The organism is Paracidovorax anthurii (genome assembly GCF_003269065.1).
GTDB classification, from domain to species: Bacteria; Pseudomonadota; Gammaproteobacteria; order Burkholderiales; family Burkholderiaceae_C; genus Paracidovorax; species Paracidovorax anthurii.
In genome coordinates this window covers 16,630-29,468 of sequence record NZ_QLTA01000030.1, presented here as the reverse complement: position 1 = coordinate 29,468, position 12,839 = coordinate 16,630, and the positions used below count along the sequence as shown (strand labels likewise).

12 protein-coding genes are annotated in these 12,839 nt (G+C 71.3%); 9 read left to right on the top strand and 3 right to left on the bottom strand.

Going from position 1 to position 12,839, the window contains the following annotated elements; all coding sequences use genetic code 11:
- Positions 1–136: 136 nt before the first annotated feature.
- Positions 137–712: an alkyl hydroperoxide reductase subunit C gene (gene ahpC / locus AX018_RS14835; protein ID WP_111878490.1), complete on the bottom strand. Its 576-nt coding sequence runs from the start codon at positions 710–712 to the stop codon at positions 137–139.
- A gap of 254 nt (positions 713–966) precedes the next feature.
- On the opposite strand from ahpC, the gene bfr reads away from it, so the two are divergent.
- Positions 967–1,443: a bacterioferritin gene (bfr, locus tag AX018_RS14830; protein ID WP_111878488.1), complete on the top strand. Its 477-nt coding sequence runs from the start codon at positions 967–969 to the stop codon at positions 1,441–1,443.
- Positions 1,444–1,531: 88 nt separating this feature from the next.
- On the opposite strand, the gene xopAF is transcribed toward bfr, so the two are convergent.
- Positions 1,532–2,353 carry a XopAF/AvrXv3 family type III secretion system effector gene (xopAF, locus tag AX018_RS14825; RefSeq protein ID WP_146749329.1) on the bottom strand — a complete coding sequence of 274 codons (822 nt, stop codon included), beginning with the start codon at positions 2,351–2,353 and terminating at the stop codon, positions 1,532–1,534.
- Between the two features lie 149 nt (positions 2,354–2,502).
- Here xopAF and AX018_RS14820 point away from each other — a divergent pair, with 149 nt between their 5' ends.
- The 7 genes from AX018_RS14820 to AX018_RS14790 all read left to right on the top strand — a co-directional run bounded on the left by AX018_RS14820 (position 2,503) and on the right by AX018_RS14790 (position 10,646).
- Positions 2,503–4,596, top strand: coding sequence for a TonB-dependent siderophore receptor (locus AX018_RS14820; RefSeq protein ID WP_211322446.1), 2,094 nt, complete (start codon positions 2,503–2,505; stop codon positions 4,594–4,596).
- 43 nt (positions 4,597–4,639) lie between these two features.
- Positions 4,640–4,948 carry a DUF3649 domain-containing protein gene (locus AX018_RS14815; RefSeq protein ID WP_111878559.1) on the top strand — a complete coding sequence of 103 codons (309 nt, stop codon included), beginning with the start codon at positions 4,640–4,642 and terminating at the stop codon, positions 4,946–4,948.
- On the top strand, positions 4,945–6,618 hold the full coding sequence (locus tag AX018_RS14810) for a PepSY-associated TM helix domain-containing protein (RefSeq protein WP_111878480.1): 1,674 nt from the start codon (positions 4,945–4,947) through the stop codon (positions 6,616–6,618). Before AX018_RS14815 ends, AX018_RS14810 begins: the two co-directional genes overlap by 4 nt.
- A gap of 3 nt (positions 6,619–6,621) precedes the next feature.
- A complete protein-coding gene (locus AX018_RS14805) occupies positions 6,622–6,966 on the top strand; it encodes a DUF3325 domain-containing protein (protein WP_111878478.1) in 345 nt (114 codons plus the stop codon).
- A gap of 130 nt (positions 6,967–7,096) precedes the next feature.
- Entirely contained in the window at positions 7,097–7,813 is a 717-nt protein-coding gene (locus AX018_RS14800; protein ID WP_111878475.1) for a DUF4198 domain-containing protein, read from the top strand.
- Positions 7,814–7,987: 174 nt separating this feature from the next.
- A complete protein-coding gene (locus AX018_RS14795; RefSeq protein ID WP_111878473.1) occupies positions 7,988–10,204 on the top strand; it encodes a TonB-dependent siderophore receptor in 2,217 nt (738 codons plus the stop codon).
- Between the two features lie 103 nt (positions 10,205–10,307).
- On the top strand, positions 10,308–10,646 hold the full coding sequence (locus AX018_RS14790) for a hypothetical protein (protein ID WP_111878470.1): 339 nt from the start codon (positions 10,308–10,310) through the stop codon (positions 10,644–10,646).
- 30 nt (positions 10,647–10,676) lie between these two features.
- On the opposite strand, the gene AX018_RS14785 is transcribed toward AX018_RS14790, so the two are convergent.
- The gene (locus AX018_RS14785) at positions 10,677–11,681 is read right to left on the bottom strand and encodes a sodium-dependent bicarbonate transport family permease (protein ID WP_111878467.1); all 1,005 of its coding nucleotides are present in this window, start codon (positions 11,679–11,681) and stop codon (positions 10,677–10,679) included.
- A 74-nt stretch (positions 11,682–11,755) separates the two neighbouring features.
- Between AX018_RS14785 and AX018_RS14780 the strand changes: the two genes are divergently transcribed.
- Entirely contained in the window at positions 11,756–12,661 is a 906-nt protein-coding gene (locus AX018_RS14780) for a LysR family transcriptional regulator (RefSeq protein WP_111878465.1), read from the top strand.
- Positions 12,662–12,839 lie beyond the last annotated feature (178 nt).

Genomic DNA, 12,839 nt, shown 5'->3' with positions numbered 1-12,839 from the left:
ACCGTATCCGGCCCATGGCCGGCACCGGTGAGAAGCGAATGGGCGAAAAAAAGCCGGACGGCATGGCGCGCACGCCATGCGTCGGTCCGGCCGGGAGGCGCCGGGCGCCCCCATCTGCGAACGGAGGGCGGGTGCCTCAGATCTTGCCGACCAGATCCAGGGAAGGCGTCAGCGTCTTGGCGCCTTCCTTCCACTTGGCGGGGCAGACCTGGCCAGGGTTGGCGGCCGTGAACTGGGCGGCCTTCAGCTTGCGCAGGGTTTCCGACACGTCGCGGGCGATTTCGTTGGAGTGGATTTCCAGGGTCTTGATCACGCCGTCGGGGTTGATCACGAAGGTGCCGCGCAGGGCCAGGCCTTCTTCGGGGATGTGCACGCCGAAAGCGTTGGTCAGCTGGTGCGTGGGGTCGCCCACCAGCGGGAACTTGGCCTTGCCCACGGCGTCGGAGGTTTCGTGCCACACCTTGTGCGAGAAGTGCGTGTCGGTCGTCACGATGTACACCTCGGCGCCGGCCTTCTGGAACTCGGCGTAGTTGTCGGCGGCGTCTTCGATTTCGGTGGGGCAGTTGAAGGTGAAGGCCGCGGGCATGAAAATCAGGACCGACCACTTGCCCTTCAGGTTCGCTTCGGTCACGGTAATGAACTCACCCTTGCCATTGCGGTTCACGAACGCTTCGGTCTTGAAAGGCTGGACTTGGGTATTGATCAGGGACATTGCTGTTTCCTCGGTTGGTGGGTTGACTGAACGAAAACGCAAGTCTATGTCGATTCCACCCATCGATCCAATCAATTGACATAATTCATTTGATTGTCAATAGCTATAAACCCATCCGCCCGGCATGCCGTCCGGGCCAAACGCGAAAGCGACTCAGCATCACACGCACGCAGAGCGCAAAGACGGGGGCTTGCCTTGCACGGCCCGGTACGCGTCACGACAATGCGGCCCAATCACATTACAAGGAGAGCCCCATGAAAGGCGACGCCCAGGTCATTGCCCATCTGCAGGCCCAGCTCAAGAACGAGCTGACGGCCATCAACCAGTACTTCCTGCACTACCGCATGCTCAAGCACTGGGGATTCGACCGCCTGGCGAAGAAGGAATACGAAGAGTCCATCGGCGAGATGAAGCACGCCGACCGCATCATGGACCGCATCTTCATGCTCGACGGCCTGCCCAACCTGCAGGACCTGGGCAAGCTGCAGGTCGGCGAGGACGTGCCGGAGATCCTCGACTGCGACCTGCGCTCCGAGCGCGGCGCCCAGGCCACCATCAAGGAAGGCATCGCCCACTGCGAGACGGTGCGCGACTACGTGTCCCGCGACCTGCTGCAGGAGATCCTGGAGGACACCGAGGAGCACATCGACTTCCTGGAGACGCAGCTCGGCCTCGTCGAGCAGGTGGGCGTGCAGAACTACCTGCAGTCGCAGATGGCCGAAGCGGAGTGATCCGCAGGGGGCCCCGCCCCCTCTTGCGCTGCACCACGGATGGAACGGCCCCCCTGGGGCCGTTTCGCATGGCGGACCGCCCAGGCACCTACTTCGGCGGCACCACGTCCATGACGAACCGCGCCGTGCCATCGTCCTCCACCACGGCCCCCAGGGAGCCGTTGCCATCCATGCCGCCGCCCGTGTCCTCGATCTGGACAGGCACCCCCAGCCCCCGCAGCAAGGCGCGCACTTCGTCCGCCTTCCTGCGGCTCACGGGCTCGTCGTTATCGCCGCCGTGCAGCGCGGCGCGGACCTCGTAGCCGTCCTTTTCCATCTGCTTGACATACCGCGCCACCGGCAACAGATGGTTATGGGGTGCGATATGGAATATCCGCGCCTTGGCCTTCCCATCGGAGTGCTCGGCGGCCAGTGCCACGGCGACGCAGGGCCCCAGTCCATCCGTCAGGCAAAGCACCCCCGCCTGGGAGGTTCCCGTCGTTGCCACCTCATTCGCTTTGCTGGAATAGCCGATGCCCTTGATCGGCTTGCGCGGGCTCAGCTCGAACGCGAATTGCCGCGATGCAGGGGCCTGCTCCAGCCTGTCGGAAACCAGGACGCAGGGGAATCTTTCCTCCGATGCGCGGTTTTTCAGCGGCTTCTCGGGGTGGCTCCGCAGCGCCTGATTCACCGAGGCATCGTGCTGGATGAAATTCGGAGTTCCCGGGCGCGGGTTCTGGACGAAACGATATCTCTGGATGCTCGACATCGCGAATGCCTCCTGAATGGAACGGGGCTCCCCAAGATGCCGCATGCATGCGGCCTTGGCGGCGGCGCGCGCGAACACTCCGGCCGAAAAAAGAAGTTCCGCCCCCATCGCAAGATTCCACATCCATAAATAAGAATACGTCTCAACAACATTAGAATTCATGGCTTTTCCGTAGCCAGCCAGCACACGGGCCCCGTTCCCCGGCAGCCAGCGCGTCTCCCCCCGGTTCTCGTCTCTGCCCTGGAGCCTTGTCGCCCATGCTGCGCCGCCTTGTCCTTCCCGCTGCCGCGGGATGCCCTGCCCCCTTTCCGATGTCCCTGAAGCCGCTGGCCGCCGCATTGCGCGTGCCGGTCGCGCGCGGCGTGTGCCTGCTGGCGCTGCCCGCGCTGGGCTGGGCGCAGGCCGCCTCCGGCGAGGTGGCCCCGGCACTGGGCGAGGTGCAGGTGAGCGCCGACCGCGCGGGCGAGGCCGCCGCGCCCGCGCGCCGGGCGCAGGGCTCCTCGCGCCTGGGCCTGTCGGTGCTGGAGACGCCGCGCGCCGTGAGCGTGGTGGAGCGCGAGCTGCTCGACCAGCAGGGCGCGACCACCGAGCGCGACGTGCTGCGCAACGCCTCGGGCGTGGCCTCGCGCAGCGAGTACTACGGCTCGTATTCGCAGTTCTCGATCCGCGGGCTCTGGGCCAACAACACCTACAACTACCTGCGGGACGGTGCCAAGTTCATGCACCTGATCGACCCGCCGCTCTTCAACGTGGAGCGCGTGGAGGTCATCAAGGGCCCGGCCGCGCTCGAATACGGCCAGGTGGCGCCCGGCGGCCTGATCCACTACGTGAGCAAGCAGCCGCAGGCCGAGGCGATGCGCTCGGTGCGCCTGGGCGCGGGCAGCCAGGGCTGGCGCTCGGGCGAGTTCGACCTGACCGGACCGCTCGACGCCGAAGGCACCCTGCTCTACCGCCTGACCGGCGGCGCCAGCCGGGGCGGCAGCGCCGTGGACGGCATCACCCCCGAGAAGCGCGGCCTGGGCGGCAGCCTGGAGTGGCGCATCTCGCCGCAGACGCGCTGGCGCGTGCAGGCCGAGAGCTTCCGCCTGGACACCACCTCCTACCCCGGTATCCCGGTGCCCGTGCCCACCGACGTGGGCAGCGCCGACGCGGTGCGCGGCGGCAATTTCTACGGCGAGCCCTGGCTCACCTCCACGGGCCGGCTGCGCTTTTACGCGAGCGAGCTCACGCACCGCTTCAGCGACGCGCTGGACGCGCGCCTCTACGTCTCGCGCAACGAGACGGACCGCGACATCCTGCTGACCACGCTCGCGGGCGTCTCGGGCAACCGCGCGGCGCGCGGCTACTGGCTCGCGCCGGGGCAGCGCTTCACCTCCGACACGGTGCTGGCCGAGCTGCGCGGGCAGTGGCGCACCGGCGCCGTGGAGCACCGCGTGCTGGCCGGCATGGACTGGCGCGCGATGGAGAGCCGCTACGGCGCGCGCGGCACCGGCGCCATGGCCGGCGTGGATCTCTGGAACCCCGTGGCGGGCCAGGTGCCGCCGGTGGCCGGCGACACGCGCAACCCCGGCTTCTACGTGCAGGACCGCATGGCCTGGGGCCCCTGGGCGCTGACCGCCGGCCTGCGCCACGACACGCTCAAGGACGCCTATGCCAGCCCGGTGCTGGACCAGAGCAAGACGCAGCCCTCGTTCGCGCTGAGCTACGAGGCGCGCCCGGGCACGGTGCTGTACGCGAGCCACGCGCGCTCGTTCCAGGCCAACGCCGGCACCCTGCTGGCGGGCAACGTGGCCGCGCCGCCCTCCGAGGGCAAGCAGCTCGAAATGGGCGTGAAGCAGGAGTGGCTGGGCCAGCGCCTGCTCACCACCGTGGCGCTGTTCGACCTGGAGCTGACCAACAGCCCCGCCAACGATGCCGCCAACCCTGGCTATTCCGTGCTCACCGGCCGCCAGCGCATCCGGGGCCTGGAGCTGGAGGCCAAGGGCCGCATCGCGCCGGGCTGGACGGTGACCGCCCAGGCCAGCTTCATGGACCCGAAGGTGCTGGCCGACACCGTGGCCGGCGCCAACGTGGGCCACCGCGTGGCCCTGGCCACGAAGCGCACCGCCTCGCTCTGGACGCAGTACCGCATCGCGGCGGTGCCGGGGCTGTGGGTGGGCGGCGGGTTCACGCACCAGGGCGACAAGTTCCTGGCCAACGACAACCGCTGGCGCCTGCCGGGCTACACCGTGGCCGACCTCGCCGTGGGCTACGAGATGGCCGGCGGCGTGCGCCTGCAGGCCAACCTGAAGAACGCCGCCGACAAGCGCTACTACCTGGACGGCACCAGCAACGCCGCCGGCTTCACCTCGGTCACGCCGGGCGAGCCGCGCGCGCTGCGGGTCACGCTGGACTACACCTTCTGACGGACACGGCCCGGCCGTGCGCCGCACCTCTTTCGACGATCCCATGAAACCCACCCGACCCCTCTGGCGCTACCGCCTCGCGATCGCCTCGCGCTCCATGGCTGCCGTCCTGGGCGGCTATGCGCTCGCGGCCGCGGGCGCGGCGGCCTTCTCGCTCGCCCTGGCCCTGGCCATGCCGCGCGTGGAGGCGGTGCTCGCGGCCACGATGCTCTCGTGGCTGGTCTATGCCGTGGCCGTGGGCTGGGCCTTCTACGCGCGCACGGCGTGGTCGGCCTGGGGCGGCGTGCTCGGCCCGGCGCTGGCGCTGGGCGCCTGCGCGCTGGCGCCGCGCTGGTGGGGGGGCGCGGCATGACGGCGCCGGTGAAGGACTCCCCCGCCCCGGCGGCCCCCGCCGAGCGCGAGGGCTTCCGGCAGGCGATGTCGTGGCTGCACACCTGGGCCGGGCTGCTGCTGGGCTGGCTGCTGTTCGCCATCTTCGCCACCGGCACGCTGAGCTTCTTCAAGAGCGAGTTCAACCTCTGGATGCGCCCCGAGATGCACGGCCTGCCCGCCGCCAGCCCCGACGTGGCCGAGCGCGCCCAGGCGGCGCTGCGGCGCCACGCGCCGGGCGTGACGCAGTGGATCATGCGCCTGCCCGACGAGCGCATGCCCGCCGTGACCGTGCTCTGGCGCGACAGCGGCAACGGCCGCTTCCAGACGCTGCTGATGAACCCGGCCACCGGCGAGGCCCTGCAGGCCCGCGAAACCATGGGCGGCGAGTTCTTCTACCGCTTCCACTTCGAGCTACGCACCGCGCACCAGGGCCGCTGGACGCTGGAGGGCCGCTGGGTGGTGGGCGTGGCCACGCTGCTGATGTTCATCGCCCTGCTCACGGGGGTGGTCACGCACCGGCGCATCTTCAAGGACTTCTTCACCTTCCGGCCGGGCAAGGGCGGGCAGCGCGCCTGGCTCGACGCGCACAACGTCTCGGGCGTGCTGGTGCTGCCGTTCTACCTCGTCATCACCTTCAGCGGGCTGATGATCTTCCACTCGCTCTACATGCCCTCCGGCATCGCGGCCACCTACGCCACGCCCAAGGGCACCGATTCGCAAGCCTACTTCGCCGAGATGCAGGGCGACACGCCCGGCGCGCGCGGCGCCCGGCGCGGGCGCGGCGCGGGCGGCGAGGCCGAGCCCCTGCCCGCCATCGACCTCGCGCCCCTGATCGCCAGCGCGCACCGCACCTGGGGCGAGGCGCGCATCGGCGGCCTCTCGGCGCGGCGCGAAGAAGGCACCACCGTGGTGGAGATCACCCGGCACGACGGCGACCGCCTGCAGTACGGCCCGGCGCGCCTGCGCTTCGACGGCGCCACGGGGCAGCAGCTCGCGCACATCGACCCGCACACGCCGGCCATCCAGACCTACCGCGTGCTCTACGGCCTGCACCTCGCGCGCTTCGCCGGGCCGGGCATGCGCTGGACGCTGTTCGGCTTCGGCGTGCTGGGCAGCCTGATGATCGCCTCCGGCATGGTGCTGTGGACCGTCAAGCGCCGCGCGCAGGCGCAGCGCAAGGCCGCCGATGCGCGCCCGCCCTTCGGCGAGCGGCTGGTGGCCAGCCTGAACGTGGGCCTGCTGGGCGGCCTGCCGCTGGCCGTGGCCACGATCCTGGCGGCCAACCGCCTGCTGCCCCTGGCCACGCCGGGCCGCCCCGACGCGGAGCTGGCCTGGTTCTTCGGCGCCTGGGGCCTGGGCCTGGCCGTGGGCATCGGCTGGCCCGACCGGCGGGGCTGGGCCGCGCTGCTCGGCGCGGCCGGCGCGCTGTTCGCGGGCCTGCCGGTGCTGAACGCGCTCACCACCACCGCGCACCTGGGCGCCACGCTGCCGGCGGGCGACTGGGCCTGGGCGGGCATGGACCTGTCCTTCCTGGCCGCGGGCCTCGTGTTCGGCGGCCTCGCCCGCCACCTGCTGCGCCGCGCCCCGCGCGCGGCCACGGCCGGCCCGCGCGCCCCCGCCCGTGCCGCCACGCCGGCCCAGGGAGCCTGACCGATGCTGGAACTGCTGATCTGCTTCGCCGGCTGGTCCGGCATCGCCTTAGGGCTGGACCGCCACCACGAGGACGCCTGGGGCCAGGAGGCCGCCGAGCCGCGCCTGCGCGCGCTGCGCCGCGCGGGCTGGGGCCTGCTGGCGCTCTCGCTCATGCTGGCGCTGCTCTGGCCGCGCGCGGCCAGCGTGCCGCTGGCGGCCACGTGGTGGGCGGTGGCGCTGTCGGCCGCGGCCCTGGCGGCCACGGCGGCCATCACCTGGTGGCCGCGCCGCGTGCCGGCGCTGGCGGCGGGCGCGCTGATCGCGAGCCTGCCCTGGGCGGCGGTGACCGCCCTGCTGCCCGGCTGAGGGGCCCTCCAGCCGCCTTGACCAGCGTTCTCATGCCTTTGGGCCTCCATGTCGCCGTATTTGCTACGTTTTCAGCTATTCATTTGATAGCAAACCAGTTTCCAACCCTTTGATTCGAAGGAGCTTTCCGATGCACCATTCCCTCAAGCCCCGGGCCCTGGCCCTCTTCGCCGCCTGCGCCGTCGCCGGCACCGCGCAGGCCCACCAGGTCTGGATCGAGGCCAGCGGCACGCAGGCCCGCCTGCACTTCGGCGAGTACGCGGACAGCCTGGTCGAGAAGTCGCCCGGCGCGCTGGACAAGTTCCAGGGCGTGCCCGTGCTGCAGGCGCAGCGCGCCGGCACGGCCTCCCGCGTCGAGGGCCAGAAGACGGCCACCGCCTTCGCCTACACCCTGCCGGCCGCCGCCGATACGCTGCTGGCCGAAGCCGGCTACCCGATCATCGACCGCAGCAAGAGCGGCCAGCCCGCCCTGCAATGGCGCCCCGCCGCGCGCTGGGTGGCCGGCCTCTCGCAGGCCGTGGCGGCCACGGCGCCGCTGGACGTGGTGCCCACCGGCCGCGCGGGCGAGCTGCGCGTGGTCTTCAACGGCCAGCCGCTGCCCAAGGCCCATGTGACGCTGGTGGCGCCCTCGGGCTGGGCGCGCGAGGCCACCACCGGCGCCGATGGCACGGTGCAGTTCGCCCTGCCCTGGAAGGGCCAGTACGTGGCCGAGGTGAAGCACGCCGACAAGACCGCCGGCGAGCGCGCAGGCGAGAAATACGGCGAGACGGCCTTCCTCACCACGCTCACCTTCGCGCAGGCCGAGGGCATGGAATCGCCCGCGCTGCCGCCCGCTCCGGCGCGCTGACGCGCTGACGCGGCCCCCTGCCGGGGCCCGGCGCGCACGCCACGGACCGCGCACCGCGCGCGGTCCGGCGCGGGAGCCCTCCCGCGCCCCATCCACCGCCTCTTTTCTTTCCGCCATCCGCCTCCCGCGCCGATCGCAGCATCGCCGTGGGCGGCCCTTGCCTGGACCACCGCCATGACGCATTCACTGCACGCCCCGCACCCCGCGCTTTTCCCGCACACCTCCCGTCCGCCCGCGCGCCCCCGCACGTTGCCCGCCGCCCTCTCCGCCGCCCTGGCCACGCTGTGCGCCGTGGCCGCCCACGCGCAGCAGGCCGCGCCCGGCGCGGCGGAAGCCACGCTCGCCCCCGTCACGGTCAACGCCGGCTCGGAGAAGGAGAACCCCACCGCCCCCGTGGCCGGCTTCGTCGCGCGCCGCGCGCTCTCGGCCACCAAGACCGACACGCCCCTGATCGAAACCCCGCAGGCCATCAGCGTGGTCACGCGCGACCAGATGGAGGCCCAGGGCGTGCAGACGCTGCGGCAGGCCACTGCCTACACGGCGGGCGCCGTCTCCAACTATTTCGACAGCCGCGTGGACAGCTTCAACGCGCGCGGCGCCACGGTCACCCAGTACCAGGACGGCCTGCTGCGCAGCTACGGCACCTACAACACCACCCGCCCCGACCCCTACACGCTGGAGCGCGTGGAGTTCCTGCGCGGCCCCACCTCGGTGCTCTACGGCCAGGGCAGCGTGGGCGGCGTGCTCAACCTCACCAGCAAGCGCCCGCAGGCCGAGGCCCTGCGCGAGGTGCAGGTGCAGGTGGGCAACTTCGGCCGCAAGCAGATCGCCACCGACCTCACCGGCAAGCTCGACGCCGACGACCGCTGGCTCTACCGCCTCGTGGCCGTGGGCCGCGACAGCGGATCGCAGGTGGACCACGTGAGCGACGACCGCCTGGTGCTCATGCCCTCGCTCACCTGGCAGCCCGACGCCGACACCTCGCTCACCCTGCAGGCCCTGCACCAGAAGGACAAGAGCGGCTCGCTGATCGGCTTCTTCCCGTGGCAGGGCACCGGCCTGCCCGGCCGCTACGGGCAGATCCCGCGCTCCACCTTCATCAGCGAGCCCGGCTGGGACGCCTACGACACCACCAACGACTCCTGGGGCTATCTGTTCAGCCACCGCCTGAACGACGCCTGGACGCTGCGCCAGAACCTGCGCCGCACCGTGAGCGACGTGGACTACCGCACCCTCTACACCAGCTTCACAGCCAACCCCGCCACGGGCCGGCCCGCGCGCCCCGTGTTCGACGCCAACGGCCGCACCCTGGCGCGCGACGCCGTGTGGAACGTCAACACCGGCCGCATGCTGCTCATCGACACGCAGCTCGAAGGCCGGCTGCAGGCCGGCGCCACCGAGCACACCCTGCTCGCCGGCATGGACGCGCAGCGCAACCACACGGGCCAGCAGGCCTGGCGCGCGCTCGCCTCCTCCATCGACGCCTACAACCCCGTGTACGGCAACTTCACGCCGCCCACCGCCGCGCAGCTGGTGCGCCAGCCCAACGTGGCGCAGAAGCAGCTGGGCTTCTACGCGCAGGACCAGATCCGCTGGGGCCGCTGGACCGCCACGCTGGGACTGCGCCACGACAGCGCCAAGACCGACACCGAGGGCCGCCCCGCCGCCGCCGTGGACGACAAGGCCTGGACCAAGCGCCTGGGCGCCACCTACCAGATGGACGGCGGCTGGGCGCCCTACGCGGGGTACTCGGAATCCTTCCAACCCCTGGGCGGCGTGGACGTGTACGGCACGCCCTTCAAGCCCCAGCGCGGCGAGCAGTGGGAGGCCGGCGTGAAATGGCAGCCCCCGGGCCGGGGCATCAGCGGCTTCGTGGCGCTCTACCAGCTGCGCGAGAAGAACCGCAAGACCACCGACCCCGCCAACCCGCTCAACAGCGTGCAGATCGGCGAGACCAAGACCAATGGCCTGGAGGCGGAGATCACCGCCAGCCTCGCGCGGACCTGGGACTTCACCCTGGGCTATGCCTACACCGACGCCGTGATCTCCCGCAGCAACGCGGGCGACCAGGGCCAGCCCGTGGCCAGCGTGCCCCGGCACACCGCGTCGGCCTGGCTCTCGCACCGCTTCGCCACCGAAGGCCGCGGCGGCTGGACCGTGGGCGCCGGCGTGCGCTACACCGGCTCGCAGTGGAGCGGCACCACGGCCATCCGCACGCCCTCGGCCGCCATCGCCGACGCCATGGTGGCCTACGACGCGGGCGACTGGCGCCTGGCGTTCAACGTGGTCAACCTGACCGACAAGGTGCAGATCACCCAGTGCCTGGCGCGCGGCGACTGCTTCTACGGGCAGGCGCGCACCTACATGCTGACCTCGACCTACCGGTTCTGAGAAAGCGGGCCCCGGCCGGGGCGGCGGCCGGGGCCTCCTCCGGGGGCGCCATGACCGGGGCCCGGCACAATGCGGCACGCCACCACTGACCGGACCCCCTCGCATGCTTTCCCTCGAAAAATCGTCCCGAAGCACCGCCGTCATCCTGGGCGCCATTCGCGAACTCGTGGATGACACCACCTACGCCGCGTTCGACGCCACCGTCTCCGCGACGGTCGGCGGCAAGCTGAAGATCGATGCCGAACCCATCCACGTCCTCTTGATCAACAGCCGCCCCAACTACGCCCTGATCGACGTCATGTGGGAAGACGCCGGCTACAAGAACTACCAGGACATGGGCCTGTTCGGCCGCATGAGCACCCAGTGGCAGACCGCCGAGAAGATCGCGCCCAGGACGATCCGGGTGGCCGGCGACACCTACCACGTCGACATCGTTTATTGACGCGGCACCGGGCCTCGGGAACGGCCCGCATCACCCCAGCCACCACCGCGCCACCGCGCCGTACAGCGGTATGCCCAGCACCAGGTTGAACGGGAACGTGATCCCCAGCGACAGCCCCACGTAGATCGCGGGCCGGGCCTCCGGCATGGCGTGGCGCAGCACGGCGGGCACGGCGATGTACGAGGCGCTGGCGCCCAGCACGGCCAGCAGGGTGGCCTCGGGCACGGCCAGCCCGGCGACCTTGGCCAGCCCCAGGGCCAGCAGGCCATGCGCCACGGGGCCGGCGACGGCGAACAGGCACAGCAGCGGCCGCATGCCCCCCAGGCCGCCCAGGCTGCGCGCGGTCAGCAACCCCATGTCCAGCAGGAAGAACGCCAGCAGGCCCTTGAACAGGTCCACGGTGAAGGGGTGCATGGCCTGCTCGCCCTTCTCGCCGGTGACCAGCCCCACCAGCAGCGCGCCCAGCAGCAGCACGGCGCCGCCATCGGTCAGCGCCTCGCGCAGCACCCCCGCCACGCGGGGGCCGGTGCCCGCGCCGGGCCCGGCCGCCAGCGCGGCCTGCCCGCCCACGGGCACGACGGCGGCGGCCGGCGCCCGCAGCCAGTGCGCCAGCACCACTGCCAGCACGATGGCGGGCGACTCCATCAGCGCCATCGCGGCGGCCATGTAGCCGCCGGCGGGCGTGCCCTGCTGTTCCAGCAGGTGGCTGGCCGTGACGAAGGTCACGGCGCTCACGCTGCCATAGGTGGCGGCCACGGCCGCCGCGTCGAACGGCGGCAGCAGCCGGCGCAGCACGCACCAGGCGATGGCCGGCACCACCAGGGCCAGCAGCACCGCGCAGGCCATCGCCGCCGCCACCTGCTGCGTCCAGCCGGACTGGGCCAGCGCGAAGCCGCCCTTGAGCCCCAGCGCCATCAGCAGGTAGAGCGAGAGAAAACGCGACAGCGGCGCGGGAATCTCCAGGTTGGAGCGCAGGAGCCCGGCCGCCAGGCCCAGCACGAAGAACAGGATCGCGGGATCGAGAAGATGGTTCATGGTGCCGGAATGCTAGGGCTGCGGGACAATCCTGAAAAATCGATCTTCTCGATCCCATCCATCGACTTTCATCTATGCATGCCACTTTCCGACAGCTGCAGCTCATGCTGGCGCTCGCCGAGACCGGCTCCATCACCGGCGCCGCGCGCCATTGCCACGTGACGCAGCCCACCGCCTCGATGCAGCTCAAGGAGCTATCGGACGCGATCGGGCTGCCGCTCTACGAGCGCGTCGGCAAGCGCCTGCACCTCACCCAGGCGGGCGAGGCCGCGGCGGCCACGGCGCGGGCCATCGCGGCGGAATGGGAAACGCTCTCGCAGCGCGTGGCCGCGCTCAAGGGCGTGAGCCAGGGCCGCCTGCGGCTGGCAGTGGCCAGCACGGCCAAGTACTTCATCCCGCGCATGCTCGGCCGTTTCTGCGCCGAGCACCCGGGCGTGGACGTCTCGCTGCAGGTGCTCAACCGCGACGGCGTGGTCCAGCGGCTGCTGGCCAACGAGGACGACCTCTACATCCTCTCGATCCCGCCGCGCAACGTGCCGCACGACCGGCAGGTGCTACTGGGCAATCCGCTGGTGGTCATCGCCGCGCACGACCACCCCCTGGCCGCGCGCCGGCGCGTGCGGCTGGAGCAGTTGCGCAAGGAATCCTTCATCCTGCGCGAGACGGGATCGGGCACGAGGCTCGCCACCGACGAGCACTTCAAGGCCCTGGGCTTCGCGCCGCGCGTGCGGCTGGAACTGGGCAGCAACGAGGCCATCAAGCAGTCGGTGGCGGCGCGCATGGGCCTGGGCCTGGTCTCGCGCCACGCGCTCGCCGCCGACCCCGCCACGGAAGGCGTGGCCGTGCTGCGCGCCGAACGGATGCCGGTACCTTCGTCGTGGTACGTGCTGTGGCCCCGTGGCAAGCGCCTGTCACCCATCGCGGAGACCTTCCTGCGGCAGTTGTTGCAGCAGGCGCGCGGCTGGGAAGTGCACTCTTGAAATGAAGCCACCCCCCTGTGGCGCTTTGCACCTCAGGGGGGGTGTTGTTTCACTTCAGTTTTCCATGGCGCTGCGCGCCACCCGCAACGCATGCAACTGGCGCGGCCCAGGCCAGTGGCCGCCGCGCAAGGGCCGCCCTGCCGCGCTGGCGGCGTCCCCCTCCCGCATCGCATCGCGA

What these genes read in the sequence shown, in the direction of transcription:
- ahpC (WP_111878490.1), bottom strand. Translation starts at nt 712, where the DNA reads ATGTCCCTGATCAATACCCAAGTCCAGCCTTTCAAGACCGAAGCGTTC.
- bfr (WP_111878488.1), top strand. Translation starts at nt 967, where the DNA reads ATGAAAGGCGACGCCCAGGTCATTGCCCATCTGCAGGCCCAGCTCAAG.
- AX018_RS14820 (WP_211322446.1), top strand. Translation starts at nt 2,503, where the DNA reads ATGTCCCTGAAGCCGCTGGCCGCCGCATTGCGCGTGCCGGTCGCGCGC.
- AX018_RS14815 (WP_111878559.1), top strand. Translation starts at nt 4,640, where the DNA reads ATGAAACCCACCCGACCCCTCTGGCGCTACCGCCTCGCGATCGCCTCG.
- AX018_RS14810 (WP_111878480.1), top strand. Translation starts at nt 4,945, where the DNA reads ATGACGGCGCCGGTGAAGGACTCCCCCGCCCCGGCGGCCCCCGCCGAG.
- AX018_RS14805 (WP_111878478.1), top strand. Translation starts at nt 6,622, where the DNA reads ATGCTGGAACTGCTGATCTGCTTCGCCGGCTGGTCCGGCATCGCCTTA.
- xopAF (WP_146749329.1), bottom strand. Translation starts at nt 2,353, where the DNA reads ATGAATTCTAATGTTGTTGAGACGTATTCTTATTTATGGATGTGGAAT.
- AX018_RS14800 (WP_111878475.1), top strand. Translation starts at nt 7,097, where the DNA reads ATGCACCATTCCCTCAAGCCCCGGGCCCTGGCCCTCTTCGCCGCCTGC.
- AX018_RS14780 (WP_111878465.1), top strand. Translation starts at nt 11,756, where the DNA reads ATGCATGCCACTTTCCGACAGCTGCAGCTCATGCTGGCGCTCGCCGAG.
- AX018_RS14790 (WP_111878470.1), top strand. Translation starts at nt 10,308, where the DNA reads ATGCTTTCCCTCGAAAAATCGTCCCGAAGCACCGCCGTCATCCTGGGC.
- AX018_RS14785 (WP_111878467.1), bottom strand. Translation starts at nt 11,681, where the DNA reads ATGAACCATCTTCTCGATCCCGCGATCCTGTTCTTCGTGCTGGGCCTG.
- AX018_RS14795 (WP_111878473.1), top strand. Translation starts at nt 7,988, where the DNA reads ATGACGCATTCACTGCACGCCCCGCACCCCGCGCTTTTCCCGCACACC.